The sequence below is a fragment of the Pseudomonas sp. JL3 genome, from assembly GCF_031570575.1.
Taxonomy (GTDB): domain Bacteria; phylum Pseudomonadota; class Gammaproteobacteria; order Pseudomonadales; family Pseudomonadaceae; genus Aquipseudomonas; species Aquipseudomonas cucumis.
Genome location: NZ_JAKWJK010000008.1, coordinates 49393 through 75036 on the forward strand (window position 1 = coordinate 49393; position 25644 = coordinate 75036).

At 59.9% G+C, this 25644-nt stretch carries 23 protein-coding genes; 11 read left to right on the plus strand and 12 right to left on the minus strand.

The window, feature by feature from the left end; translation table 11 throughout:
* Positions 1–30 precede the first annotated feature (30 nt).
* Entirely contained in the window at positions 31–483 is a 453-nt protein-coding gene (locus tag MMG91_RS15675; protein ID WP_007941612.1) for a YaiI/YqxD family protein, read from the plus strand.
* A 50-nt stretch (positions 484–533) separates the two neighbouring features.
* Here MMG91_RS15675 and elbB read toward each other — a convergent pair whose 3' ends face one another.
* Positions 534–1202, minus strand: a complete 669-nt coding sequence (gene elbB, locus MMG91_RS15680; RefSeq protein ID WP_310660095.1) for an isoprenoid biosynthesis glyoxalase ElbB — start codon at positions 1200–1202, stop codon at positions 534–536.
* A gap of 114 nt (positions 1203–1316) precedes the next feature.
* Here elbB and MMG91_RS15685 point away from each other — a divergent pair, with 114 nt between their 5' ends.
* Positions 1317–2552, plus strand: a complete 1236-nt coding sequence (locus MMG91_RS15685) for a sterol desaturase family protein (protein ID WP_310660096.1) — start codon at positions 1317–1319, stop codon at positions 2550–2552.
* On the opposite strand, the gene MMG91_RS15690 is transcribed toward MMG91_RS15685, so the two are convergent.
* A complete protein-coding gene (locus MMG91_RS15690) occupies positions 2533–3165 on the minus strand; it encodes a DedA family protein (RefSeq protein ID WP_008076083.1) in 633 nt (210 codons plus the stop codon). The two genes, MMG91_RS15685 and MMG91_RS15690, sit on opposite strands and share 20 nt — an antisense overlap.
* A 197-nt stretch (positions 3166–3362) precedes the next feature.
* Here MMG91_RS15690 and hemB point away from each other — a divergent pair, with 197 nt between their 5' ends.
* Positions 3363–4376, plus strand: coding sequence for a porphobilinogen synthase (gene hemB / locus MMG91_RS15695; RefSeq protein WP_305447363.1), 1014 nt, complete (start codon positions 3363–3365; stop codon positions 4374–4376).
* Positions 4377–4394: 18 nt separating this feature from the next.
* Complete coding sequence (gene ppk1 / locus MMG91_RS15700) at positions 4395–6617, plus strand: polyphosphate kinase 1 (protein ID WP_305447362.1); 2223 nt, start codon at positions 4395–4397, stop codon at positions 6615–6617.
* A 98-nt stretch (positions 6618–6715) separates the two neighbouring features.
* Here the strand turns inward: ppk1 and ppx are convergent, their stop codons facing one another.
* From ppx to MMG91_RS15725, 5 genes are all read right to left on the minus strand, one after another.
* Positions 6716–8218 carry an exopolyphosphatase gene (gene ppx, locus MMG91_RS15705; protein ID WP_305447361.1) on the minus strand — a complete coding sequence of 501 codons (1503 nt, stop codon included), beginning with the start codon at positions 8216–8218 and terminating at the stop codon, positions 6716–6718.
* Positions 8219–8454: 236 nt separating this feature from the next.
* The gene (locus tag MMG91_RS15710) at positions 8455–9192 is read right to left on the minus strand and encodes an amino acid ABC transporter ATP-binding protein (protein WP_223490520.1); all 738 of its coding nucleotides are present in this window, start codon (positions 9190–9192) and stop codon (positions 8455–8457) included.
* Positions 9179–9829 carry an amino acid ABC transporter permease gene (locus tag MMG91_RS15715; protein ID WP_007899375.1) on the minus strand — a complete coding sequence of 217 codons (651 nt, stop codon included), beginning with the start codon at positions 9827–9829 and terminating at the stop codon, positions 9179–9181. The genes MMG91_RS15710 and MMG91_RS15715 overlap by 14 nt, the downstream gene beginning before the upstream one ends.
* A complete protein-coding gene (locus MMG91_RS15720; RefSeq protein WP_008076077.1) occupies positions 9826–10497 on the minus strand; it encodes an amino acid ABC transporter permease in 672 nt (223 codons plus the stop codon). Before MMG91_RS15720 ends, MMG91_RS15715 begins: the two co-directional genes overlap by 4 nt.
* A 22-nt stretch (positions 10498–10519) precedes the next feature.
* On the minus strand, positions 10520–11305 hold the full coding sequence (locus tag MMG91_RS15725) for a transporter substrate-binding domain-containing protein (RefSeq protein ID WP_310660097.1): 786 nt from the start codon (positions 11303–11305) through the stop codon (positions 10520–10522).
* A 257-nt stretch (positions 11306–11562) separates the two neighbouring features.
* On the opposite strand from MMG91_RS15725, the gene MMG91_RS15730 reads away from it, so the two are divergent.
* The 6 genes from MMG91_RS15730 (at position 11563) to MMG91_RS15755 (ending at position 17681) form a co-directional block, all read left to right on the plus strand.
* Positions 11563–12270 (plus strand): FCD domain-containing protein, encoded by a 708-nt coding sequence (locus tag MMG91_RS15730; protein WP_310660098.1) that lies wholly within the window; start codon positions 11563–11565, stop codon positions 12268–12270.
* 120 nt (positions 12271–12390) lie between these two features.
* Positions 12391–12720 carry a thioredoxin TrxA gene (gene trxA / locus MMG91_RS15735; RefSeq protein ID WP_003206727.1) on the plus strand — a complete coding sequence of 110 codons (330 nt, stop codon included), beginning with the start codon at positions 12391–12393 and terminating at the stop codon, positions 12718–12720.
* 247 nt (positions 12721–12967) lie between these two features.
* The gene (gene rho, locus MMG91_RS15740) at positions 12968–14227 is read left to right on the plus strand and encodes a transcription termination factor Rho (protein ID WP_007899384.1); all 1260 of its coding nucleotides are present in this window, start codon (positions 12968–12970) and stop codon (positions 14225–14227) included.
* Between the two features lie 142 nt (positions 14228–14369).
* Positions 14370–15836, plus strand: coding sequence for a 4-hydroxy-3-polyprenylbenzoate decarboxylase (gene ubiD, locus MMG91_RS15745; RefSeq protein ID WP_305503757.1), 1467 nt, complete (start codon positions 14370–14372; stop codon positions 15834–15836).
* Complete coding sequence (locus MMG91_RS15750; RefSeq protein ID WP_310660099.1) at positions 15836–16804, plus strand: CDP-6-deoxy-delta-3,4-glucoseen reductase; 969 nt, start codon at positions 15836–15838, stop codon at positions 16802–16804. The genes ubiD and MMG91_RS15750 overlap by 1 nt, the downstream gene beginning before the upstream one ends.
* A 208-nt stretch (positions 16805–17012) precedes the next feature.
* Positions 17013–17681, plus strand: coding sequence for a gamma-glutamylcyclotransferase (locus MMG91_RS15755; RefSeq protein WP_310660100.1), 669 nt, complete (start codon positions 17013–17015; stop codon positions 17679–17681).
* On the opposite strand, the gene glpT is transcribed toward MMG91_RS15755, so the two are convergent.
* Together glpT and MMG91_RS15765 are read right to left on the minus strand one after the other, a co-directional pair.
* Positions 17657–19006 (minus strand): glycerol-3-phosphate transporter, encoded by a 1350-nt coding sequence (gene glpT, locus MMG91_RS15760; RefSeq protein ID WP_310660101.1) that lies wholly within the window; start codon positions 19004–19006, stop codon positions 17657–17659. The genes MMG91_RS15755 and glpT overlap by 25 nt on opposite strands.
* 220 nt (positions 19007–19226) lie before the next feature.
* Positions 19227–20204 (minus strand): NADPH:quinone oxidoreductase family protein, encoded by a 978-nt coding sequence (locus MMG91_RS15765; protein ID WP_310660102.1) that lies wholly within the window; start codon positions 20202–20204, stop codon positions 19227–19229.
* 150 nt (positions 20205–20354) lie between these two features.
* On the opposite strand from MMG91_RS15765, the gene MMG91_RS15770 reads away from it, so the two are divergent.
* Positions 20355–20762: a flagellar basal body-associated protein FliL gene (locus tag MMG91_RS15770; RefSeq protein ID WP_305447355.1), complete on the plus strand. Its 408-nt coding sequence runs from the start codon at positions 20355–20357 to the stop codon at positions 20760–20762.
* Between the two features lie 61 nt (positions 20763–20823).
* Here the strand turns inward: MMG91_RS15770 and MMG91_RS15775 are convergent, their stop codons facing one another.
* From MMG91_RS15775 to MMG91_RS15785, 3 genes are read right to left on the minus strand one after another with little or no spacing between them, the layout of a single operon-like run.
* Entirely contained in the window at positions 20824–21942 is a 1119-nt protein-coding gene (locus MMG91_RS15775; protein WP_305447354.1) for an ABC transporter permease, read from the minus strand.
* A complete protein-coding gene (gene rbbA, locus MMG91_RS15780; protein ID WP_310660103.1) occupies positions 21942–24665 on the minus strand; it encodes a ribosome-associated ATPase/putative transporter RbbA in 2724 nt (907 codons plus the stop codon). The genes MMG91_RS15775 and rbbA overlap by 1 nt, the downstream gene beginning before the upstream one ends.
* Positions 24662–25627, minus strand: a complete 966-nt coding sequence (locus MMG91_RS15785) for an HlyD family secretion protein (protein ID WP_305447352.1) — start codon at positions 25625–25627, stop codon at positions 24662–24664. The genes rbbA and MMG91_RS15785 overlap by 4 nt, the downstream gene beginning before the upstream one ends.
* Positions 25628–25644: the final 17 nt, after the last annotated feature.

Genomic DNA, 25644 nt, shown 5'->3' on the forward strand with positions numbered 1-25644 from the left:
CTCGCGATTTTTTTGGAAGAGGAAAACACAATGCGCGTGTGGATCGATGCCGACGCTTGCCCTCGGGCAGCCAAGGATCTGGTGGTGAAGTTCGCCCTCAAGCGCCAGTTCGAAGTGGTGCTGGTGGCCGGGCAGCCGCAGATCAAACCGGGCCTCGCCCTGGTGAAGCTGATCGTGGTGCCCAGCGGCCCGGATGCCGCCGATGATTACCTGGTGGAACACGCGGTGCCGGGTGAGCTGGTGATTTGCAGCGATGTGCCGCTGGCGGATCGGCTGGTAAAGAACGGCGTTGCGGCGCTGGACCCACGGGGCAAGGAGTTCGATGCGCAGAACATGGGCGATCGACTGGCGGTGCGTAACCTGTTCACCGATCTGCGTGAGCAGGGGCAGATGAGCGGTGGGCCAGCACCGTTTGGCGATCGCGAGAAGCAAGCGTTCGCCAATGCGCTGGACCGGATTCTTACGCGCTTATCGCGTAGGTAATGATCGTTCCCACGCGGAGTGAACGATCAAGGCTCCTACAAAGGTTCGCGTTACTCGTCGTTTTCGTGAGTCAGTTCCAGTACGCGGTCGACCAGCTTGTTGATGCCGGAAGCAGCCTCGCTGATCGATTGCGCCAGCATGTACGCCGGAGTGCTCACTAGCTTGCGCGCCTTGTCTTCGACGATGTCGGTCACTGCGCACTCGGCATGGGTGGCGCCCATTTTGCTCATCGCGGCGGCGGTATCGGCATCGTTGCCGATGGTGCAGGTCACACCTGGGCCGTAGATCTTGGCCGCCAGGGCCGGCGAGATGCAGATCAGCCCCACCGGTTTGCCGGCCTCGGCGAATGCTTCGGTCAGCGCCAGGACGTCAGGTTGAATGCTGCAACCGGCGCCTTCGACGGCAAAGTTCGACAGGTTCTTGGCCGACCCGAATCCGCCAGGAACGATCAGCGCATCGAAGTCTTCGACGCTGGCTTCACGGATATCCTTGATGTTGCCCCGGGCGATCCGCGCCGATTCCACCAGCACGTTGCGCGACTCGGGCATTTCTTCGCCGGTCAGGTGGTTGATCACATGCAATTGCGCGATATTGGGTGCGAAACACTGCACCTGGGCACCGCGCTGGTCCAGCCGCAGCAGGGTGATCACGCTTTCGTGGATCTCGGCGCCGTCATACACGCCGCAACCGGAAAGGATCACTGCAATTTTTTTGCTCATGGGCGTTTCTCCAGATTCATGGCGTTAAATGTCCACTAATTTGTCACTCGTTGCCATAGGGTTGATACGCGGCTACACCTAATCTCTGCTGAACGATTCTGATCAGGGCGCGTCATGGACTTCATTCTGTATGCGGTGCCGTTTTTCTTTGTGCTGATTGCGGTCGAGTTGCTGGCCGACCGTTGGCGCGGGGTGAGCAATTACCGCGTGGCAGACGCGATCAACAGCGTCAGTACCGGTGTGCTGTCGACTACCACAGGCCTGTTGACCAAAGGCGTCGGCCTGGTGACTTATGCCTTCGCCCTGAAGCATCTGGCCGTGATTGAGCTGTCGGCCGACAGCGTCTGGGTCTGGGTGTTTGCTTTCGTCTTCTACGACTTCTGCTATTACTGGCTGCATCGCATGGGCCACGAGCGCAACATCCTCTGGGCCGCCCACTCGGTGCATCACCAGAGCGAGGACTACAACCTCTCCACGGCCTTGCGCCAGACCAGCACGGGGTTTCTGTTGAGCTGGATTTTCTACCTGCCCATGGCCGTGCTCGGCGTGCCGCTGCTGGTGTTCGTCAGCGTTGCGGCGCTGAATCTGCTGTACCAGTTCTGGGTGCATACCCGGCACATCCCCAAGCTCGGCTGGTTCGAATGGTTCTTCGTCACACCGTCCAATCATCGGGCTCACCATGCACAGAACGCTCTCTACATGGATCGCAACTACGGCGGGGTGTTCATTATTTGGGACCGCCTGTTTGGCTCGTTCCAGGAAGAGGACGACAACGAGCCGGTGATTTTCGGCGTGACCACACCGCTGGCGAGCTGGAATCCCTTATGGGCGAACGTGCAGTTCTATGCGCAGCTGTGGGATGACGCCCGGCGCGCCGAACGCTGGTGGGACAAGCTGCGGATCTGGTTCATGCGCACCGGTTGGCGGCCGGCGGATGTCGCGGCCAAATACCCGATGAACAAACCGGACCTGAGCCAGTTCCGCAAATTCGAGGTGCCGCTGGACGGGCGCCAGCAGTGGTATGTGGCACTGCAATTTTGCGTCTACATCGCCTTGGGCAGTTACTTGATGAACCTGGAGCAGAGCCTGCCGACTTCAGCCCTGGTGTTGGGCTGGGGGGCTGTGGCATGGGGGCTGTTTGTGTTGGGCGTGGCCCTGGAGAATCGCCCGCAGGCACTGAAACTGGAGCTATTGCGGCTGGCATCGAACCTGCCGCTGGTATGGCTGGCGCCAATGGTCGGACTATGGCCGAGCAGTGTGGTGGGCTGGCTGGGGCTGCTCAGTTACAGTCTGCTCAGCGGAATCGGTCTCTACTGTTGTAGAAACCGCTTCACTCGATGGGCGTCGTAGGTTCGCTGGACTTGGCCTGTTCGGCTTTCAGCGCTTGCTCGTCGGCGTAGATCTTCTTCGCCAGACGGGCATTCTTGAAGCGCCGCCGCAGCCACAGGCAAAAGCCCAGTACCAGCAGGGCGCCCAGCACCCATAGCTCGTACTTCTTGACGCTGCCGAGCATGCCTTCGAGCACCGCGCCGAAGTGATAGGCAGCGGAAGCCAGCGCGGCGGCCCAGATGGCTGCGCCAATTCCGTTGAGCAGCAAATAACGTCCCGGCGGATAGCCCGACAGACCGATCGCCACCGGCATCACGGTGCGCAACCCGTAGACAAAGCGGAAGCTCAGCACCCAGATGTCCGGGTGCTTGCGGATATGTTCCAGCGCCCGATCACCCATCAGTTGCCAGCGCGGTTTGCGCGCCAGCAATTTGCGCCCGTGCTTGCGTCCCAGGAAGTACCACAGCTGATCGCCGGCATAACTGCCGAGGAATGCCACGAGCATTACCACCTTGATGTCCATGTATCCACGGAACGCAAGGAAGCCCGCGAGCACCAGGATGGTTTCGCCTTCGAAGAACGTGCCGAGAAAGAGGGCGAAGTAGCCGAATTCCTGAAGAAATTGTTGGAGCATTGTCTGGGTGCTGGCGAAATGAACGCGCAGCCTAACGCTTCGTGCACATTCATGAAAGTGTCCAAATGTGTCTCGACGTGAACATTTCCTACAAGGACAATGGAATGCGGCTACCTGCACATAACTGTAATACGTTCGTCATAATGGCCGCTTATAACTGTCACGCTCGCCCGCCAGCGCGGGCTCAGGAGTCTGCCGTGAGCTTTACCCCCGCCAACCGTTTGTTTCCTGCAACCCGCCTGCGTCGCAACCGTCGTGATGATTTCTCGCGTCGACTGGTCCGTGAAAACGTACTGACCGTGGATGATCTGATCCTGCCGGTGTTCGTGCTGGACGGTGAAAACCGTCGCGAAGCGGTGGCCTCGATGCCGGGTGTCGAACGCCTGACCATCGATTTGTTGCTGGAAGAAGCGGCCAAGTGGGTCGAGCTGGGGATTCCGGCGCTGGCATTGTTCCCGGTGACACCACCAGAGCTCAAATCCCTGGACGCCGCCGAAGCGTGGAACCCGAACGGCATCGCCCAGCGCGCCACCCGAGCCCTGCGTGACCGGTTCCCGGAGTTGGGTGTGATCACCGACGTCGCGCTGGACCCGTTCACCACCCACGGTCAGGACGGCATCCTCGACGAAGAAGGCTACGTGCAGAACGACATTACCGTCGACGCACTGGTTAAACAGGCCCTGTCCCACGCCGAAGCCGGCGCTCAGGTGGTGGCCCCGTCAGACATGATGGACGGTCGCATCCAGGCAATCCGCGAGGCGCTGGAGCTGGCCGATCACGTCAACGTGCGGATCATGGCTTACTCGGCCAAATACGCCAGCGCCTATTACGGCCCGTTCCGCGATGCGGTGGGCTCGGCGCTGAACCTGGGCAAGGCCAACAAGGCCTCCTATCAGATGGACCCGGCCAACAGCAACGAAGCCCTGCACGAAGTGTCGGCGGACTTGTCAGAAGGCGCGGACATGGTCATGGTCAAGCCAGGCATGCCGTATCTGGATATCCTTTACCGGGTCAAAGAAGAATTCAAAGTGCCGACCTTTGTCTATCAGGTCAGCGGCGAATACGCCATGCACATGGCAGCGATCCAGAATGGCTGGTTGAGCGAAGGGGTTATCCTCGAATCCCTGACCGCTTTTAAACGTGCAGGCGCTGATGGCATCCTGACTTACTTTGCCGTCCGTGCTGCTCAATTGTTACGAGAGCAGAAATAGCCCTCCCAGGAACATTCGATGAATACCGAAGGACTCACTGAAGTTGCCGTAAAAGATGCTCAACCTGTGGTGGAGCAAATCGCCGAAACCCCGCCGGAACTGGAGCCTGCTCCACCCGCGGTAGTGGCCGAGCCCGTTGTGGCGGCACCAGCGATTGCCATTCCCGGGCTGGATGACAGCAGCCTGTACATCCATCGTGAGCTCTCGCAACTGCAGTTCAACATCCGCGTGCTGGAACAGGCGCTGGATGAGTCCTACCCATTGCTGGAGCGGCTGAAGTTTCTGCTGATTTTCTCCAGCAACCTGGACGAGTTCTTCGAGATTCGTGTGGCCGGCTTGAAGAAGCAGATCACCTTCGCCCGTGAACAGGCCGGTGCCGATGGCTTGCAACCGCACCAGGCCCTGGCCCGCATCAGCGAATTGGTGCACGGTCATGTCGATCGCCAATACGCGATCCTCAACGACATTCTGTTGCCGGAACTGGAAAAACATCAGGTCCGCTTCATCCGTCGCCGCTACTGGACCACCAAGCTCAAGACCTGGGTTCGTCGTTATTTCCGCGACGAGATTGCGCCGATCATCACCCCGATCGGCCTCGACCCGACGCACCCGTTTCCGTTGCTGGTGAACAAGAGCCTGAACTTCATCGTCGAGCTCGAAGGCATCGACGCCTTCGGTCGCGACTCCGGTCTGGCGATTATTCCGGCACCGCGTCTGCTGCCGCGGATCATCAAGGTGCCGGAAGAAGTCGGTGGGCCCGGCGACAACTACGTGTTCCTGTCGTCGATGATCCACGCCCATGCCGATGACCTGTTCCAGGGCATGAAGGTCAAGGGTTGCTACCAGTTCCGCCTGACCCGAAACGCCGACCTCGCGGTCGATACCGAAGACGTAGAAGACCTGGCCCGCGCCCTGCGCGGCGAGTTGTTCTCCCGTCGCTACGGTGACGCAGTGCGGCTGGAAGTAGCCGACACTTGCCCAAAACACCTGTCCGATTACCTGCTCAAGCAGTTCAACCTGCACGAGACCGAGCTGTATCAGGTCAACGGCCCGGTCAACCTGACCCGGCTGTTCAGCATCACCGGCCTGGACAGTCATCCGGAGCTGCAATACACCCCGTTTACCCCGCAGATCCCGAAACTGCTGCAAAACAGCGAGAACATTTTCAGCGTGATCAGCAAGCAGGACATTCTGCTGCTGCACCCGTTCGAATCGTTCACCCCGGTGGTCGACTTGCTGCGCCAGGCGGCCAAGGATCCGCATGTACTGGCGGTTCGTCAGACGTTGTATCGCAGCGGCGCCAACTCCGAGATTGTCGATGCGCTGGTGGACGCTGCGCGTAACGGCAAGGAAGTGACGGCGGTGATCGAATTGCGTGCGCGGTTCGACGAAGAATCCAACTTGCAACTGGCCAGCCGTCTGCAAGCGGCCGGTGCGGTAGTGATTTACGGCGTGGTCGGCTTCAAGACCCACGCCAAGATGATGCTGATCTTGCGTCGCGAGGCTGGCGAGATTGTCCGCTACGCCCACTTGGGTACCGGCAACTACCACGCGGCCAACGCCCGTCTGTACACCGACTACAGCCTGCTGACCTCCGACGATGCCTTGTGCGAAGACGTCGGCAAACTGTTCAGCCAGTTGATCGGCATGGGTAAAACCCTGCGCATGAAGAAACTGCTGCATGCGCCGTTCACGTTGAAAAAGGGCATGCTCGACATGATTGCCCGGGAGACGCAGTTCGCTCTGGACGGCAAACCGGCGCACATCATCGCCAAGTTCAACTCGCTAACTGATCCGAAGGTTATCCGTGCGTTGTACAAGGCCAGTCAGTCCGGGGTACGTATCGATCTGGTGGTGCGCGGCATGTGCTGCCTGCGCCCGGGCATCGCTGGCGTATCCCACAACATTCACGTGCGCTCGATCATCGGTCGCTTCCTGGAGCACACCCGGGTCTTCTACTTCCTCAACGGCGGTGAAGAGCAGATGTTCCTGTCCAGCGCCGACTGGATGGAGCGCAACCTCGACAAGCGCGTCGAGACTTGCTTCCCGGTCGAAGGCAAGAAGCTGATCATGCGGGTCAAGAAAGAGCTGGAGCTCTATCTCACCGACAACACCCACAGCTGGAGCCTGCAGGCGGACGGTCGCTACGTGCGCAATACGCCAACCGGCAACCAAAACCCGCGCAGTGCCCAGGCAACTTTGCTTGAGCGTTTGGGTAGCCCGATTCTGGCCGTTCGTTAACGTAGGTTCGGTTGATACAAAATAGGGCGATCCATGTGGATCGCCCTATTTCAGGACTAGACATTGTGGCGAGGGCGCTTGCTCCCTCGCCATAGGGTTTAGCGGACGTTGAGCACGAAGCTGACGCGGGTCAGCCATTCCGCTTCAAGGGCGAAGTCGGCTTGAGTCAACTGGTTGTCGTCCAGCCAGTGTTCCGGGAACAACACATCCAGGCTGTCGCCATTGGCGTGCAGCACGACTTGTGGCATTTCCTGGGTGCCGCGGATGTGATGGAACAGAATCGCAAAGCGCAGCAGCACGCACAGGCGAATCAGCTTGATGCCGTCGTCGCCGAAGTCGGCGAACTTGTCCTTGGGAATGTTGCGTCGGTGGCCTCGTACCAGCAGCGCGAGCATTTGCTGGTCTTCGCGGGAGAATCCGGCCAGGTCCGAGTGCTCGATCAGGTAGGCGCCGTGCTTGTGGTACTGATAGTGGGCGATGTCCAGGCCCACCTCATGGACCTTGGCTGCCCAGCTCAGCAATTCGCGCCAGACGCCGTCATTAAGGTCCCAGTCTTCAGCCACTTGATCGAAGGCGTGCAGTGCCTTGCGCTCAACTCGTACGGCTTGTTCCAGGTCGACGTGGTAACGCTCCATCAGCGAGCTGAGCGTGCGTTCACGGACGTCTTCGTGATGATGACGGCCCAGCAGGTCATAGAGCACGCCTTCGCGCAGCGCGCCTTCACAGTGATCCATGCGTTGCAATTCGAGGGCATCGAAGATCGCTTCGAGAATCGCCAGGCCGGCGGGGAAGATTGCCCGGCGATCGGGCTTGATGCCTTCGAAGTCGATTTTCTCGATATCGCCGAGTTTGAACAGTTTGCGCTTGAGCCAGGCCAGGCCTTCGGCATTCACTTCGCCAGTGCCATGCCCGCCGGCCTTCAGCGCCAGGCCAATGGCGCGAATGGTGCCCGAGGAGCCGATGGCTTCATCCCAGGTCAGGCGGTGCAGGGCGTGTTCGATGCTCATGATCTCCAGCCGCGCCGCGGTGTACGCCTGGGCGTAGCGGGCCGGGGTGATCTTGCCATCCTTGAAATAGCGCTGGGTGAAGCTGACGCAGCCCATTTGCAGGCTTTCGCGCAGCAACGGCTCGAAACGCTGGCCGATGATGAATTCAGTACTGCCGCCGCCGATGTCAGCCACCAGGCGCTTGCCCGGGGTGTCGGCGAGGGTGTGGGAGACGCCGAGGTAAATCAGGCGCGCTTCTTCACGGCCGGAGATGACTTCTACCGGATGACCGAGGATTTCTTCGGCGCGATGGATGAATTCGGCGCGGTTACGGGCTTCGCGCAGGGCGTTGGTGCCGACGATCCGCACGGTGCCGGGCGGCATACCGCTGATCAGTTGGGCGAAACGCTTCAGGCAATCGAGCCCGCGCTGCATGGATTCTTCGCTGAGTTGGCGCTCTTCGTCGATGCCGGCGGCCAGCTGAACCTTCTCCCCGAGACGCTCGAGAATCCGGATTTCGCCGTTCTGGGCCTTGGCCACGACCATGTGAAAGCTGTTGGAGCCCAGGTCGATTGCGGCGATCAGGGACAGATTCTTGGCTTGGGATAGCGGCATGGTCAGGGGGTCTCGGTCGATAACCCCGACATCCTGCCACGATCAAACGCTGCCGCCAACGCGCAGTGTTCAAAGCCTTGATCCAGCGCAGTCATGCAGGTGACCGCTGCGCGGTCAATCGCGGGCAAGCCCGCTCCCACAGGTTTTTGCGTCGAACACATGATCGCGTTCCAACAGAGAACCCTGTGGGAGCGAGCTTGCCCGCGAAGGCGGCCTCAAAGGCACTAAATTATCCTTCAGCCTGCCGCTTCCACCGTTCCGATGAAATTCGCCAGCTCCGCCGTCTGCGGGTTGGCAAACAGAATCTTCGGATCCCCCACCTCATGCACCTTGCCGTGGTGCATGAAGACCAGTTTGTCCCCCACCTCCCGGGCAAAGCGCATTTCATGGGTGACCATGATCAGCGTCATGCCTTCCTTGGCCAGTTGCCGGACCACGCTCAGCACTTCGTTGACCAGTTCCGGGTCCAGGGCCGAGGTGATCTCGTCGCACAGCAGCACTTTCGGCGACATGGCCAACGCGCGAGCAATCGCCACCCGCTGTTGCTGGCCGCCAGACAGTCGATCCGGGAACGCATCAAATTTCTCCCCCAGCCCGACCCGTTCCAGCATCTGCCGCGCCAGTTCGGCGGCTTTGGCTTTCGGCACTTTCTGCACCACTTGCGGCGCGAGCATGACGTTTTCGCCCACGGTCAGGTGCGGGAACAGGTTGAACTGCTGGAACACCATCCCGACTTTCTGCCGCAGGCTGCGCAGGTCGGCACGGGCGGCGTCGAGGTATTCGCCGTCGACTTCGATCACGCCATCATTGATCGATTCCAGACCATTGAGGGTGCGCAACAAGGTGGATTTGCCCGAGCCGCTGCGGCCGATGATCGCCACCACCTGGCCTTCGTCGACACTCAGGTCGATGCCTTTGAGCACATGGTGGTCGCCGTAATATTTATGCAGGGCGGAAATTCTAAGCAGAGGCATGCAGTCTCCTTTCCAGGTAGCGCGCACTGAGGGACAAGGGGTAGCAGAGCAGGAAGTAACCGAGGGCCACGAGGCCGTAGACCATGAACGGTTCGAAGGTCGCGTTGGCGAGCATGCCGCCGGTTTTGGTCAGTTCGGTAAAGCCGATGATCGAGGTGACGGCGGTGCCTTTGACCACTTGCACCGAGAAGCCCACGGTTGGCGCTACGGCGATGCGCAGGGCTTGCGGCAGGATCACGTAACGCAGTTGCTCCAGCGGATTGAGCGCCAGGCTCGACGAGGCTTCCCACTGGCCGTTGGGGATCGAATCGACGCAACCGCGCCAGATCTCCGCCAGGTAGGCGCTGGTGAACAGCGTCAGGGCAATCGCCGCCGCCATCCACGGTGAAATCTCCACACCGGCCAACGCCACACCGAAGAACACCAGAAACAGCTGCATCAACAGCGGCGTGCCCTGGAACAGTTCGATGTAGGTACGGGCGAAGTGGCTGGGCAGGGATTTTTTTGAAATCCGCATCACCATGATCAGCAAACCGATCAGCCCGCCGCCGATAAACGCCACCAACGACAATGCCAAGGTCCATTGCAGGCCCGTGAGCAGGTTGCGCAGGATGTCCCAGAAGGTGAAATCGCTCATTGGCTGCTGCTCCTTGCTATGTAGCGCCGGCCGATCCAGTTCAGCAATTGGCGGATCAGCAGCGCCATGCACAGGTAGATCAGTGTGGTCAGGGCATAGGTTTCAAAGGCGCGGAAGTTGCGCGATTGAATGAAGTTGGCGGCGAAACTCAGCTCTTCGGTGGCGATCTGCGAGCAGACCGCCGAGCCGAGCATCACGATGATGATCTGGCTGCTCAGGGCCGGCCAGACCTTGCCCAGCGCCGGCAGCAGAACCACGTGGCGGAAGGCTTCGAAGCGCGTCATCGCCAAGGCGGCTGCGGCTTCCAGCTGCCCGCGGGGGATCGCTTGAATGCCGGCGCGGATGATTTCGGTCGAATAGGCACCAAGGTTGATCACCATCGCCAGCACCGCCGCCTGCCATTCGGAAATCTGCAGGCCCAGCGACGGCAAGCCGAAGAAGATGAAAAACAACTGCACCAGGAATGGCGTGTTGCGAATCAACTCGACGTAGACCCCGAAAATGCCGGCGAACGGGCGGATGTTCCACGCCCGCACCAACGCGCCGACGATACCCAGGCCGACCCCGAGCACTGCGCCGATGGCTGTCAGCTCAAGGGTGAACAGCGCACCACGCAGCAGCAGGTCGGTGTTTTCCACCACCGGCAAGAAATCGAACTGATAAGCCATAAATCGTCTCCCGCGCGATCGATCAGAGATCGGCCGGCAGCGGCTCTTTCAGCCAGGTTTGCGAATTCTTTTCCAGTGCACCGTCAGCCTTGGCCGTGGTGAGGATGTCGTTGACCTTGCCCAGCAGCGCTGGCTCATTCTTGTTCACGCCGACGTAAACCGGCGAATCCTTGAGTTTCACTTTCAGGGCGGGCACGCGTTTCGGGTTTTTTTCGCTGATCGCCACCATCACCACGTTACCGCTGGCGATCAGGTCGACTTGGCCGGCGAGGTAGGCGGCGATGGTCGAGTTGTTGTCTTCGAAGCGTTTGATGGTCGCGCCTTCGGGGGCAACTTTGGTCAGCTCGATGTCTTCGATAGCACCGCGGGTGACGCTGATGGTTTTGCCCTTGAGATCGTCCAGGCCCTTGATGGCGGCGTCTGGCGGACCGAACACGGCGAGGTAGAACGGCGCGTAGGCACGGGAAAAGTCGATGACTTTCTCGCGCTCGGGGTTCTTGCCGAGGCTGGAAATCACCAGGTCGACCTTGCCGGTGGTCAGGAACGGGATGCGGTTGGTGCTGTTGACCGGGGTCAGTTCGAGTTTGACCTTGAGTTGGTCGGCCAGCAGTTTGGCGGTATCGATGTCCAGGCCCCGAGGTTTCATGTCCGGGCCGACCGAACCGAAGGGCGGGAAGTCCTGGGGCACGGCGACTTTGAGGGTGCCGCGTTTGACCACATCCTCCAGACCGTCGGCGTGGGCGGGCGTCTGGCTCAGCATCAGGCTGGCAAACAGGGCTGCGAGGAGGGAGCTGTAACGCATGGTCATGGCAAATCTCCGGATCGGCGGGAAGTGATTTCTGCGGATCGACAGAGCACGGGCCATGCCAAGATTCGGTTTCGGGGGGCGCAGGCCACGGTTTTGCTGGCGTCGCTCGGTCTTACTGGTCTGAACAGTCAGGAGTCATTTCGCACCCTGATGGCGCACCCGTGAAAATTCCCGAACCCCCATGGGGCACGACTTGCCGGACGTCGCGAATAGCTTTACAACTAGCCGCTCATTGGCCTGGCTCGTCTGAAAAAAACATGAATTCTATCTCTCGCGCCGTACCCGAAGTGGCGCTGCAAGCCATCCGCAAACTGATCTCCGAGCAAGGTTTCGGGGCGGGGGATGCCTTGCCCTCGCAACGGGACCTGGCGGTGCAGTTGGGGGTCAGTCGGGCGTCGTTGCGTGAGGCGTTATCGTCCCTGAGTGCGCTGGGCGTGATCAGTATCCAGCCGGGCAAGGGCGTGTTCGTGCAGTCACCGGTTGATCTGCCCCAGGGCGATGCGATGCCGGGCTGGCCGTTCGCGGCCCAGGCATCGCCGCTGGACATCTTCCAGTTGCGCTACGCGCTGGAAGGTTTTGCCGCTGGGCTGGCGGCCGTGACCCTGAGCACCGATGAGCTCGATGCCCTGGAAGACAATGTCGCCGCCATGCGCAACGAACTGCGTGCCGCCGACTTCGATGCAGCGGCACGACTGGATTTCGAGTTTCACCGGCGCATCCTCCTGGCCAGCGGCAATCAGGCGATGCTGAGCATTCTGACGGCCAGCGCCGACATCTTCCTGGAGAGCCAGAAGCTACCGTTCATCCGGGCCGAACGGGCCATGGAAACCTGGCAGGAACACCGTAAAATCCTCCGTGCGCTGGCTCGTCGGGCCTCTGGCGCCGCGCAGAAGGCCATGCAGGAGCATGTGCGCAACGCTGCACTGCGTACCGGAATCGCTTTCGTCGCTCCCGCCACCCCATGACTTGAGCTATACCCAAACTCATGGGCCACCATAGCGAGACTCAATCATCTGCACCTTCCTGAACGAGGGAAGGGCAGCTATGATGGGCCACGTTTTTTTGCTTACAACCTGGAGACTTCCATGAGCAGCGATCTTATCAAACACGTTAGCGACGCTAGCTTCGAGGCCGACGTACTCAAGGCCGAAGGCGCTGTACTGGTCGACTACTGGGCTGAGTGGTGCGGCCCTTGCAAAATGATCGCTCCTGTTCTGGACGAAATCGCTGAGACCTACAAAGGCAAGCTGACCGTTGCCAAGCTGAACATCGACGAAAACCAGGAAACCCCGGCCAAGCACGGCGTACGTGGCATCCCGACGCTGATGCTGTTCAAGAACGGCAACGTCGAAGCCACCAAGGTCGGCGCGCTGTCGAAGTCGCAACTGGCTGCTTTCCTCGACGCCAACATCTAAGCGTTGTTATAAAGCGTCATGAAAAGGCCCCGCATAATGCGGGGCCTTTTCGTTATTGAGGGCTAGACGCTCCGAAACTCAGGTGGTACATTCGGCCCCGCACTGGTTTCTCCACTGCCCCCTGCTAGCCGTCGCCGACGCACTCCTTTTCGAATAAGTACGCGATCCTGTCGCCTTCTCTGCGGCGCGGCCTCATTAAGCCAAAAGCTTAATTTCCCCCCTCCATAAATGATTACGTCATTCCTATATGAATCTGACTGAACTCAAGCAAAAGCCGATTACCGAACTGCTCGAATTGGCCGAACAGATGGGCATAGAAAATATGGCCCGTTCGCGCAAGCAGGACGTGATTTTCTCCCTGCTCAAAAAGCACGCTAAAAGCGGCGAGGAAATCTCCGGTGATGGCGTGCTGGAGATTCTCCAGGACGGCTTCGGCTTCCTGCGCTCCGCTGACGCTTCCTATCTCGCCGGCCCAGACGATATCTACGTCTCGCCGAGCCAGATCCGCCGCTTCAACTTGCGCACCGGTGACACCATCGTTGGCAAGATCCGCCCTCCAAAGGAAGGCGAGCGTTATTTCGCGCTGCTCAAGGTCGACACGATCAACTACGATCGTCCCGAGAACGCGAAAAACAAGATTCTCTTCGAGAACCTGACCCCGCTGTTCCCGACCGTGCGCATGAAGATGGAAGCCGGCAACGGTTCCACCGAAGACTTGACCGGTCGTGTCATCGACCTGTGCGCCCCGATCGGCAAAGGCCAGCGCGGCCTGATCGTTGCACCGCCGAAAGCCGGTAAAACGATCATGCTGCAGAACATCGCGGCAAACATTGCTCGTAACAATCCTGAAGTTCATCTGATCGTATTGCTGATCGACGAACGCCCGGAAGAAGTGACCGAAATGCAGCGCACCGTGCGCGGCGAAGTGGTTGCCTCGACGTTCGACGAGCCGCCAACCCGCCACGTGCAGGTTGCCGAAATGGTGATCGAGAAGGCCAAGCGCCTGGTCGAACACAAGAAGGACGTGGTGATCCTGCTCGATTCCATCACCCGTCTGGCGCGTGCCTACAACACCGTGATCCCGAGCTCCGGCAAGGTACTGACCGGTGGTGTCGATGCCCACGCCCTGGAGAAACCGAAACGTTTCTTCGGCGCGGCACGGAACATCGAAGAAGGCGGCTCGCTGACCATCATCGCTACCGCGCTGGTTGAAACCGGTTCGAAGATGGACGAAGTGATCTACGAAGAATTCAAAGGCACCGGCAACATGGAACTGCCTCTGGATCGCAAGATCGCCGAAAAGCGTGTGTTCCCGGCCATCAACATCAACCGTTCCGGTACTCGCCGCGAAGAGTTGCTGACGGCCGACGACGAACTGCAGCGTATGTGGATCCTGCGCAAGCTGCTGCACCCGATGGACGAAGTCTCTGCCATCGAGTTCCTGGTCGACAAGCTGAAACAGACCAAGACCAACGACGAGTTCTTCCTGTCGATGAAACGCAAGTAAATCGCAGAAAGTCAGCAAAGGCCGGGGAAACCCGGCTTTTTGCTATCTGATTTTTGATGAACTGGCAGTTCGTGGTTCTGAATAGAGGGGTTCGGCGCTAAACTGCCTGCCCCGAACGCCACGGCCAACACGAGGCTCACGCATGCAGTATCGCGACTTGCGCGACTTTATCAGCGGCCTGGAAAAGCGCGGCGAACTCAAGCGCATCCAGGTTCCAGTGTCCCCAGTGCTCGAAATGACCGAGGTCTGCGATCGCACTTTGCGCGCCAAGGGCCCGGCGCTGCTTTTCGAAAACCCTACCGGTTATGACATTCCAGTACTCGGCAACCTGTTCGGCACCCCCGAGCGCGTGGCGCTGGGTATGGGCGCAGAAGCGGTCAGCGAGTTGCGCGAAATCGGCAAGCTGTTGGCGTTCCTCAAGGAGCCCGAGCCACCGAAGGGCCTGAAGGACGCCTGGTCCAAGCTGCCGATTTTCCGCAAGATCATTGCCATGGCGCCGAAAGTCGTCAAAGACGCGGTGTGCCAGGAAGTGGTCATCGAGGGCGACGATGTCGATCTGGCGATGTTGCCGGTACAGACCTGCTGGCCGGGCGACGTCGGTCCACTGATCACGTGGGGCCTGACCGTCACCAAAGGTCCGAACAAGGATCGCCAGAACCTCGGCATCTACCGTCAGCAAGTGATCGGCCGCAACAAGGTGATCATGCGCTGGTTGAGCCACCGTGGCGGCGCGCTGGACTATCGTGAATGGTGCGAGAAACACCCCGGCCAGCCGTTCCCGGTCTCAGTGGCCCTGGGCGCTGACCCGGCCACCATTCTTGGTGCCGTGACGCCGGTGCCGGACAGCCTCTCCGAATACGCTTTCGCCGGTCTGTTGCGCGGCAATCGCACCGAACTGGTGAAGTGCCGCGGCAATGACCTGCAAGTGCCGGCCACCGCCGAGATCATCCTCGAAGGCGTGATCTATCCGGGCGAAATGGCCGACGAAGGCCCGTATGGCGACCACACCGGCTACTACAACGAAGTCGACAGCTTCCCGGTGTTCACCGTCGAGCGCATCACCCACCGGATCAAACCGATCTACCACAGCACCTACACCGGCCGTCCGCCGGATGAGCCGGCGATTCTCGGTGTGGCGTTGAACGAAGTGTTCGTGCCGATCCTGCAAAAGCAGTTTCCGGAGATCACCGACTTTTACCTGCCGCCCGAAGGCTGTTCGTACCGCATGGCCATCGTGACCATGAAGAAGTCGTATCCCGGCCATGCCAAGCGGGTAATGCTCGGTGTCTGGTCGTTTTTGCGACAGTTCATGTACACCAAGTTCGTTATCGTCACCGACGACGATATCAACGCACGGGACTGGAACGACGTGATCTGGGCCATCACCACGCGCATGGACCCCAAGCGCGATACGGTGATGATCGACAACACGCCGATCGACTACCTGGACTTCGCCTCGCCGGTCTCCGGCCTGGGTTCGAAGATGGGACTCGATGCCACGCATAAATGGCCGGGCGAAACCACTCGCGAGTGGGGCCGGGTCATCGTCAAGGATGAAGCCGTTACCCAACGGATCGATGCTATCTGGAATCAGTTAGGAATAGATTGATGCGTGTAACCTTGCAGCCCTCCGGAGCAGTGCTGGATATTCTGCCCGGCGAGCGAATTCTCGATGGCGCGCGGCGCCTGGGCTATGAATGCCCGCAAAGCTGTCGCAACGGTAATTGCCATGTGTGTGGCGCGTTGCTGGTGGAAGGGCGGGTCGAACAGGCCGGCGATGTGCGCGACCACGGCGAGTTCTACACTTGCATTGCAGAGCCGCTGGAAGACTGCATTGTGCTGTGGGATGGCGTGCTCGCGCTGGGAGAATTGCCGGTGCGCAGCGTGTCGTGTCAGGTCATTGAATGCAGGGACGTCGGCGGCGATACCTGGCGCGTGCGTCTGCGTGCGCCGGCGGGTAAGCCGCCGCGCTATCACGCCGGCCAGTATCTGATGATCGAGCGTGAGAGCGGCGAGAAATCCGCCTTCTCCCTGGCCTCTGCACCGCACTCCGGCCGCGATCTGGAAATTCACGTGCTAGCGCGCGAAAGCAGTGCGCTGAGCCTGATCGAACAGCTTCAGCGCAACTCGATGGTGCGCATTGAGATGCCGTTCGGCGATACCCATCTGGCGGAACTGCCGGACGGTCCACTGGTACTGATTGCTGCCGGTACCGGCATGGGCCAGATCCACAGCCTGATCGAACATTGCCGGGCCTCGGGCTTCAAGTATCCGGTGCATCTGTATTGGGGCGTGCGCCGTCCCGAAGACTTTTATGACATCGAGCATTGGGATGAATGGGAAAAACTGCCCAATCTGTTCCTGCATAAAGTCGTCAGCGATCAATGCGGCTGGGGAGGGCGCTGCGGCATGTTGCATGAGGCGGTGTGTGAAGATTTTCCTGATCTGAAAGCCCTGCACGTCTACGCCAGCGGCTCTCCGGCGATGGTCTATGGCACGCTGGATGCGTTGGTCGAAGCAGGGATGGATGCCCATCAAATGCGCGCGGATGTTTTCGCTTACGCGCCCCGATCTTGATCCGCGATCTAAATCGTTATAACTCCATATATAGCCGATCGGTATTTATAAAATAATATAAATGCCGGTAGGTTATATCTCGTCCCGGCATAAGTTTTAGAACTCCGCCATGGCACTTAAATTGCCTTAAACCATATGTGCCTTATTGTTAAAACGGTGCGTTCTATTAAGTAATTCTTTAACCGCGGGGAGCTGAACGCTATTCGCCATGAGCGCCATTGAATCTGCTTTTTTGAATCTGGCTTACCCTCCGCGGCTTGATCTGGGGCCGCAGCTTACGCACGAACAATTGCTCAGCTCGATGCAGTCGACCATGGCGCGCCACAAGGGTGGGCCGGTCTGGCTGTTCGCTTATGGTTCGCTGATCTGGCGCCCTGAATGTGCGGCGGTTGAGCGAGTGCGCGGTCGCGTGCATGGCTACCATCGCGGTTTGTACCTGTGGTCCCACGAACATCGCGGTACACCTGAAGTGCCTGGGCTGGTGTTTGGCCTGGATCGCGGCGGTTCATGCAGCGGGTTTGCCTATCGCTTGCCCGAAGAACAACTCGAAGCTTCGCTTTATGCACTCTGGCAGCGTGAAATGCCATTTCCGTCCTATCGCCCACACTGGCTCAACTGCCGTCTCGAAGACGGAAGCCAGGTTCAGGCATTGGGATTTGTATTGGAGCGGCACCTGCCCAGCTATGCCGGCAACTTGCCGGATCATGTGCTGAGCCAGGTGTTCGAAAGCGCTTGCGGACGTTATGGCACCACTCGCGAGTATGTCGAGCAGACCGCGCACGCCCTGCGTAGCCACGCCATGCCAGACCGGAATCTGGAGGCGCGGCTCAAGCGCTGCAAATCAAAGGTCGATCAGGCGATCGCTTCGCGGCTCTGACTGGCGACTTGCTTGTGCCACAGCGTTGGCGCAAGGAAGGCCATCGCCAGCAGGCATGCGCCGATAAGCAAGACGAAACCGCCGTCCCAGCCGAAGTGGTCCACGGTGTAGCCCATCGCTGCACTGGCCGCGACTGAACCACCCAGATAACCGAACAACCCCGTGAAGCCTGCTGCAGTTCCGGCGGCTTTCTTCGGCGCCAGTTCCAGCGCTTGCAGACCGATCAGCATTACCGGGCCGTAGATCAGGAAGCCGATCGAGACGAGCGCGATCATGTCGACGGTCGGGTTGCCGGCCGGGTTAAGCCAGTAAACCAATGTCGCCACGGTCACCAACGCCATGAACACCATGCCGGTCAGGCCACGGTTGCCACGGAAGATCTTGTCCGACATCCAGCCGCACAGCAGCGTGCCCGGGATCCCCGCCCACTCGTAGAAGAAATACGCCCACGAGGTTTTATCCACGGTGAAGCCTTTGGCTTCCTTGAGGTAGGTCGGTGCCCAGTCCAGCACGCCATAACGCAGCAGGTAGACGAAGACGTTGGCCATGGCGATGTACCAGAGCATTTTGTTGCGCAGCACGTACTTGACGAAGATTTCCTTGGCGCTGAATTCCTCTTCGTGGCTAGCGTCGTAACCTTCCGGGTAGTCGTTCTTGTACTTCTCGATCGGCGGCAGGCCCACCGACTGTGGCGTGTCGCGCATGGTCATGAAGGCAAACACCGCCACGGCCAGAGCCACCGCTGCCGGTACGTAAAACGCGGCGTGCCAGTCGTTGAACAGACCCATGCCGAGCAAGAACAGTGGGCCGATCAGGCCGCCGCCGACGTTATGTGCCACGTTCCACACAGACACCACGCCACCGCGCTCCTTCTGCGACCACCAGTGCACCATGGTTCGGCCACTCGGCGGCCAGCCCATGCCCTGGGCCCAGCCATTGATGAACAGCAGGATGAACATCATGGTCACGCTGGACGTTGCCCAAGGCGCGAAGCCGAAAACGAACATCACGCCGGCCGACACCAACAGGCCAAACGGCAGGAAGTAGCGCGGGTTGGAGCGGTCGGACACCAGGCCCATGAGGAACTTCGACAGGCCGTAGGAAATCGCAATCGCCGACATTGCCAGGCCCAGTTGACCACGGGTGTAACCCTCGTCGATCAGGTACGGCATGGCCAGGGAGAAGTTCTTGCGCAGCAGGTAGTAACCCGCATAGCCAATGAAAATCCCGGCGAAGATCTGCCAGCGAAGGCGTCGGTAGGTGCTGTCTATTTTTTTTTCAGGCAATGGAGCCTGATGTGCGGCAGGACGAAAGAAAGCAAACATTCAAGAGCTCCAGATTTCTTGTTTTGACTGCGGATGCGAATGTTACAGTTTCGTTACCGAAAATAGCACCGGTTCGCATCGGCCAAACAGCGGAAATGTTGGAGATCGCATGTTCTTTTATGAACATGTCGCTCAGGTATAAAAGCAGGGCGGTATGGGGATAGTAGAACCGGATCGCAAGGCTGCGACCCGGTTCAGGTCAAGCAGGTCAGGTAAACAATCAGCGAACCTGAACCACCACTTTCCCGACCGCCTTGCGCTGGCCAAGATCATTGATGGCCTGCGCCGCATTGCTCAGCGGATACACTTGCGACACCAACGGTTTCAACTTGCCCTCGGCAAACCAGCCAAACAGTTGCTGGAAGTTCGCCGCGTTGTCCTGTGGCTGGCGTTGGGCGAAAGAGCCCCAGAACACGCCGATCACCGCAGCACCTTTGAGCAGCGCCAGGTTCACCGGCAGTTCGGGGATACGTCCACTGGCGAAACCAACCACCAATAGACGGCCGTTCCAGGCGATGGCGCGGATGGCCTGGTCGAACAGGTCGCCACCCACCGGATCGTAGATCACGTCGGCGCCCTGGCCGTCGGTCAGGCGTTTGATTTCGTCCTTGAGGCTGGTTTCGCTGTAGTTGATCAACTCATCGGCGCCAGCGGCCTTGGCCACCGCGAGTTTTTCCGCGCTGCTGGCGGCGGCGATCACCCGGGCGCCCATGGCTTTGCCGATTTCCACGGCAGCGAGGCCGACGCCGCCGGAAGCGCCGAGTACCAGCAAGGTTTCACCCGGTTGCAGGTTGCCCCGTTGCTTGAGGGCGTGCATCGAAGTGCCATAAGTCATGCTGAAGGCGGCGGCGGTGTTGAAGTCCATCGATGACGGGATCGGCAGCACGTTATAACCCGGCACCGCGACCTGCTCGGCAAAGCTGCCCCAGCCCGTCAGGGCCATGACCCGGTCACCGACCTTGAGGTGGCTGACCTTTTCACCCACCGCGCTGACTACGCCAGCCGCTTCGCCCCCCGGCGAAAACGGGAAGGGCGGTTTGAACTGGTATTTGCCCTCGATGATCAACGTGTCCGGGAAATTCACCCCAGCCGCGTGCACGTCCAGCAGGATTTCATTCTTCTTCGCGACAGGACTGGCGACGTCTTCCAGCACCAGCGATTCGGTAGGGCCGAAGGCTTTGCACAGCACGGCTTTCATCAGGGCTATTCCTTTGGGAGTGATGGCCGATAAGTGTAGGTGTGTGAGTCATTGGGTCAACGAGCATGCCCGACCCTGATAGTCAGCCATAAGCTTGTGCTTGAGCGGCGGGTCGTTATGCTTGGCCGCAAACCGGATAAGGAGCGAATTGTGAAAGCGTGGATCATGTTGTTGCTGGCCCTGTCTCTGCCTGTGGCAGCGATGGCCGAAGAAGCCAAAGAAGGTGAAGCCCCGAAGGTCAACTACATCACCCTGAGCCCGCCATTCGTGGGCAACTATGGGCTGGACGGTACGCCGAAGCTCAAGGTCTACAAGGCCGATGTGGCGTTGCGGGTGACCGGCGAAGAGGCGACCAAAGCGGTGAAGGCCAATGAGCCATTGATCCGTAATCAGCTGGTGGCGTTGTTTGCGCAACAGACTACCGAAGCCATGAACAACGTCGAAGCCAAGGAAAAACTGCGTCAGGAAGCCTTGAAGCAGACTCAGCAAGTGATGAGCGACGAAACCGGCAAGCCGGTGGTTGAGGATCTGTTGTTCAACAACCTGATCATTCAATAAGCCTTTTGCTGTCCGGGCGGGCCTCATTGCGGGCTTGCCCGCGAAGGGCGCGACGTGGTCCTCAGGAAGCCAGGCTCTTGCGAAACCGCATCAGCGCAATGGTAAAGAACAGCAGGCCGATGGCGCTTAATGCCAGCAAGTCTGGCCAGACGACACCGATGCCGGCGTCGCGAAACAGTATCGCGGCGCTGAGGCTGACGAAGTGTGTCGACGGCGAGCCCTGCATCACCCATTGCAGCCATTGCGGCATGCTGTCCAGGGGCGTACTGCCCCCGGAAAGCAGCAACATCGGGATAATCACCGGAATCGCCAACAAGCCGAACTGCGGTGTCGAGCGGGCGAGGGTCGCGAGGAAAATTCCCAGCGCCGTGCTGGCGAACAGATAAACCGCCGTTACCAACAAGAAAAAGCTCATGGAGCCGGCCAGCGGCACGCCAAGGGCGCCTTTGACGATCACTTCCAGCGATACCCAGGTGCACAGCACCACCACCAGCATGTTGCTCCAGACTTTCGCCAGCATGATTTCCAGTGCCGTCAGCGGCAGTACCAGCAAATGGTCGAGGGTGCCGTGCTCGCGTTCACGCAGTAGCGCTGTGCCCGTCAGGATGATGGCCAGGATCGTGATGTTGTTGACGATCTGAATCACCGCCAGGAACCAGCCACCCTCCAGGTTGGTATTGAACAGGGCTCGTGTCGTCAGCAGCACCGGTGTCTGGCTCGCCGCATCGCCCTGGCCACTGTAGGTCAGCAGCTCGCGCTGGAAAATCCGCCCGATATAGCCTGCGCCCATGAACGCCTGGCTCATGGCGGTGGCGTCAACGTTGACCTGCACCGCTGGCTGGTGGCCGCCCAGCAGATCGGCCTGAAAATTGGCTGGAATATTGATCACGAAGGTGTACCGCCCGCTGTCCAGTACCTCGTCCAGTTGGCCATAAGGCAGCGGCACCGGCGGTTGAAATTCCGGCGGCCGCAGAACCTGGGCCAGTTGGCGTGACATGGGACTGTGATCTTCATCGACCATGGCCACACTGGCGTTGTGCACACCAATCACTGAGCCTGCGGCCGGCATGTAGATCGCCACTGTAAAGGCGTAGAGCAGGAACAGTAGCAACACACTGTCATGTCGCAGGCTGGTGAGTTCCTTGAGGCCAAGACGCAGGATGTGCGCAAGCTTATGCATCAGACCTCCTGCTTTTTCAGCATGGCCAGGCTGAGCCCGGTGAACCCGAGAAAGAACCCGAACAGTGCCAGGCATTGTGGCCACAACTGCCGGATATCCAGCGCCTTGGTAAAGGTGCCGACAGCAATATCGAGAAAATAGCCTGCCGGAAACAGCATACCCATGACCGCGGCCGCACCATCGAGGGCCGATCGCGGCACGATCAAACCGGAGAACTGGATCGTCGGCAGACTTGTGATGATCATGGTGCCGAGAATCGCGGCGATCTGGGTTCGAGTGAACGCCGAAATCAACATCCCCATGCTGGTGGTCGCCAGCACGTAGAGCAGCCCGCCGAAAGCCAGGGTCAATGCGCCGCCCTTGAAGGGTACGCCGAACAGCCAGCGGTTCATGGCTGTCAGCACGGCGAGATTGATCAGGCTGACGGCCAGATACGGCACCTGTTTACCTAACAGGAACTCCAGGCGGGTCAGCGGTGTGGCGTAGAAGTTGGTGATCGAGCCCAGTTCCTTCTCCCGCACGATGCCCAGCGCAGTCAGCATGGCCGGGATGAACGCCAGGATCAGCGCCATCACTCCAGGGCCGATGGCGTTGACGCTGACGACATCCTGGTTGTAGCGGAAGCGGGTTTCCAGTTTGGCTGGCGCTTGCTGGGGTGATGCGGGGCTGGACTGATCCGCCAGTTGTTCCAGGTTGGCCTGGTGTACCGCTTCCACATAATTTCGGCTGGTTTCGGCGCGAAACGGCATACCGCCGTCGAACCAGGCCGCCACCGTGGGTTGGCGACCGGCGAACAGATCCCGGCCGAATCCTGGGGGAATCTCCAGCGCCAGTTTGATTTCCGAGCGCTGCAATCGTCGATGCAACTGCGCCGGATCGCCTATCGGGGGCTGCTCTTCGAAGTAACGGGAACCGCGAAATGCCTCCAGATAAGCCCGGCTTTGCGGGGTCTGGTCCTGGTCGTAGACCGCGAAAGCGAGTTTCTCCACGTCCAGGGAAATGCCGTAGCCGAAAATCACCATCATGAGCATCGCCCCGAGTAGAGCGAAGGCCAGGCGCACTCTATCGCGCAGCAGTTCCTTGGCTTCACGGTTCGCCAATGCCCGCAGTCGCCCAAAGCTGAAGCGACGGTCTTTCATTGATGGGGTGGGTGCGAGCATCGTTTCGATGGGCGTTGGTGGCGCCGCTGTTGCGACCGGGCTCTGGGCCTGCTCCAGACAGGTGACGAACGCGGCCTCAAGTGTCTGGCCGTTGAACTGCTGTTGCAGTGCTGCCGGGGTGTCGCAGGCCAGTACCTTGCCTGCGTGCATCAACGAGATGCGGTCGCAGCGCTGGGCTTCGTTCATGAAATGGGTGGACAGGAAGATTGTCACGTCCTGTTCACGGGACAGTTCGATCAGCAGTCGCCAGAAATCGTCCCGCGCCGCCGGGTCGACGCCGGAGGTGGGTTCGTCGAGGATCAGCACTTCCGGGCGATGCAGCACCGCCACCGCCAGGGATAACCGTTGACGCAGACCCAGCGGCAATGCACCGGAGGGCTGATGGGCGACGTTGGCCAGGCTGAAGCGCTGGATCAGTTCGTCGATGCGCTGAGCACTGTCGGCCTGGGGTAGATCGAACAAGCGTGCGTGCAAGTCCAGGTTCTGCCGCACGCTGAGTTCGCCATACAGCGAGAAACTCTGAGACATGAAGCCGACGCGCTTGCGGGTGGCCAGGTCCTTGGCGTTCACCGGGTTGCCCAGCAGCGTGGCACTGCCTTCGCTGGCCGGGATCAGCCCGGTGAGCACTTTCATGGTGGTGGTTTTGCCACAGCCGTTGGAGCCCAGAAACCCGAAGATCTCGCCACGGCCGATGGCGAAGCTGACCTTGTCCACCGCCGTGAAGTCGCCGAAACGCAGGGTCAGGTCATGGGCCTGGATGGCGATATCGGCCGTAGCGTTGGTTCGGGGAGGGATCACCAGTGGTTGGTTATCGTGGCCGGTGTCGCCCTGAAAGTGGGTGAAGGCTTCATCGAGCTTGCCGCTGGGGGTTGCCGCCCTCAGGTCGCTGCTCAAGCCGGCGGCGATCAGCTTGCCGCCGTCAAGCATCAGGCAATGCTCGAACTGCTCGGCCTCTTCCATGTACGCGGTGGCGACCAGTAGCGTCAGTTGCGGGCGTTGGCGCCGAACGTCATCAATCAACTCCCAGAAATGCCGTCGGGACAAGGGATCGACGCCAGTGGTCGGCTCATCGAGGATCAACAAATCCGGTTCATGGATCAATGCGCAACAGAGGCCCAGCTTCTGTTTCATTCCACCCGACAGCTTGCCGGCCGGGCGCTCGGCAAATCGCAGTAGATCGGTGGCAAGCAGCAGGCTGTGCATGCGCTGATTGCTTTCAGCCCTGGACAGCCCGAACAGTGTGGCAAAGAAGTGAATGTTCTCGCGGATCGACAGATCAGGGTACAGGTTGCCGCCCAGACCTTGAGGCATGAACGCGATGCGCGAGTAGAGGCTGTTGCGGTGGCGCCGTTCCTGGATCGAGCCACCGAGCACTTCCAATTGACCTTCCTGCAGTGTCTTCACGCCTGCGATCAATCCCAGCAAACTGGATTTACCGGCGCCATCCGGGCCAATCAACCCGCACCGGGTGCCGGTGGGCAGGCTGAGCGTGATGTCGGTCAGCGCATGCCGTTCGCCATAGCGGTGCTGAAGGTGGGTGGCTTGCAGTGCCAGGCCGGTCATTGAAGATTGGCCGGCCAGTCAATGGGAGCGGTGCGCACGTAGCCATTGCCGGGCATCCCCGGTTTGGCCTGGGGCACGGCGCTGGGGTGGGTCAAGTGTAGCTTGACCCGAAACACCAGCTTCTGACGTTCGTCGCGGGTCTCGACTTCTTTGGGCGTGAACTGCGACTTGGCCGCCACGAAACTGATTTTTGCCGGCAGCGGCTGGTCGGGCAGGGCGTCCAGCAGGATCCGCGCTTCATCGCCGACCGCCAGGCGTCCGGCGACGGATGCTGCAAGATAGAGATTCATGTATTGGTCGTTCGGGTCAATCAGCAGCAATACTCGCCCACCTGCGCCGAGCACTTCTCCGGGTTCGGCCATGCGAAGCTGAATTATTCCGTCGATGGGGGCCCGCAAGCTGCTGTCATCGATTTCGCTGTTTAACTGAGCCACTTGCGCCTGTGCCGCGCCAATGGCTGCGCCGACGGCGGACACCTGAGCGCGGGCCGCAGTAACAGCCGCATTGGCGGTGTCGAAGCGTGACTGTTGTTGATCGATGATCTGGCCGCTGGCGAAACCGCGATTGAACAACGCCTGGGAGCGCTTGAGCTCTTGCTGGGCAAGCAGTTGCTCGCTCTGGCGCAGTTTCACATTGGCCTGGGCCGCGGCAAGATTTTCCCGTGCGCGTATCACTTCGGCTTCAGCCTGGTTGCGCTGGGCTTCGAGGGTACGGGTGTCCATGCGGGCCAACAGTTGACCCTGAGTTACCTTGTCGCCTTCTTCCACCAACACTTCAGCCAATCGACCGGGTGTTTTGCTGGCGATTTGCACTTCCGTGGCTTCAAGTCGACCATTGCCGACGTACAACCCTTCGGGCAGTCGGTTAACGGTCGACCGCCAATAACCAAACCCTCCGGCGGCCAGCAACACAGTCCCCAGTAAAAAAACGAAGAAAAGCGAAGAACGGCTGTGCGTTGACATATCGGCATCCTGCGTCT

Bases quoted from the DNA above. Each gene is read 5' to 3' on its own strand.
- ppx (WP_305447361.1), bottom strand. From the start codon at position 8,218: ATGCCGCTATCCCAAGCCAAGAATCTGTCCCTGATCGCCGCAATCGAC.
- MMG91_RS15725 (WP_310660097.1), bottom strand. From the start codon at position 11,305: ATGACCATGCGTTACAGCTCCCTCCTCGCAGCCCTGTTTGCCAGCCTG.
- glpT (WP_310660101.1), bottom strand. From the start codon at position 19,006: ATGTTTGCTTTCTTTCGTCCTGCCGCACATCAGGCTCCATTGCCTGAA.
- MMG91_RS15685 (WP_310660096.1), top strand. From the start codon at position 1,317: ATGGACTTCATTCTGTATGCGGTGCCGTTTTTCTTTGTGCTGATTGCG.
- MMG91_RS15675 (WP_007941612.1), top strand. From the start codon at position 31: ATGCGCGTGTGGATCGATGCCGACGCTTGCCCTCGGGCAGCCAAGGAT.
- MMG91_RS15690 (WP_008076083.1), bottom strand. From the start codon at position 3,165: ATGCTCCAACAATTTCTTCAGGAATTCGGCTACTTCGCCCTCTTTCTC.
- MMG91_RS15765 (WP_310660102.1), bottom strand. From the start codon at position 20,204: ATGAAAGCCGTGCTGTGCAAAGCCTTCGGCCCTACCGAATCGCTGGTG.
- rho (WP_007899384.1), top strand. From the start codon at position 12,968: ATGAATCTGACTGAACTCAAGCAAAAGCCGATTACCGAACTGCTCGAA.
- trxA (WP_003206727.1), top strand. From the start codon at position 12,391: ATGAGCAGCGATCTTATCAAACACGTTAGCGACGCTAGCTTCGAGGCC.
- ubiD (WP_305503757.1), top strand. From the start codon at position 14,370: ATGCAGTATCGCGACTTGCGCGACTTTATCAGCGGCCTGGAAAAGCGC.
- MMG91_RS15710 (WP_223490520.1), bottom strand. From the start codon at position 9,192: ATGCCTCTGCTTAGAATTTCCGCCCTGCATAAATATTACGGCGACCAC.
- MMG91_RS15755 (WP_310660100.1), top strand. From the start codon at position 17,013: ATGAGCGCCATTGAATCTGCTTTTTTGAATCTGGCTTACCCTCCGCGG.
- elbB (WP_310660095.1), bottom strand. From the start codon at position 1,202: ATGAGCAAAAAAATTGCAGTGATCCTTTCCGGTTGCGGCGTGTATGAC.
- MMG91_RS15730 (WP_310660098.1), top strand. From the start codon at position 11,563: ATGAATTCTATCTCTCGCGCCGTACCCGAAGTGGCGCTGCAAGCCATC.
- ppk1 (WP_305447362.1), top strand. From the start codon at position 4,395: ATGAATACCGAAGGACTCACTGAAGTTGCCGTAAAAGATGCTCAACCT.
- rbbA (WP_310660103.1), bottom strand. From the start codon at position 24,665: ATGACCGGCCTGGCACTGCAAGCCACCCACCTTCAGCACCGCTATGGC.
- MMG91_RS15720 (WP_008076077.1), bottom strand. From the start codon at position 10,497: ATGGCTTATCAGTTCGATTTCTTGCCGGTGGTGGAAAACACCGACCTG.
- MMG91_RS15715 (WP_007899375.1), bottom strand. From the start codon at position 9,829: ATGAGCGATTTCACCTTCTGGGACATCCTGCGCAACCTGCTCACGGGC.
- MMG91_RS15750 (WP_310660099.1), top strand. From the start codon at position 15,836: ATGCGTGTAACCTTGCAGCCCTCCGGAGCAGTGCTGGATATTCTGCCC.
- MMG91_RS15785 (WP_305447352.1), bottom strand. From the start codon at position 25,627: ATGTCAACGCACAGCCGTTCTTCGCTTTTCTTCGTTTTTTTACTGGGG.
- MMG91_RS15775 (WP_305447354.1), bottom strand. From the start codon at position 21,942: ATGCATAAGCTTGCGCACATCCTGCGTCTTGGCCTCAAGGAACTCACC.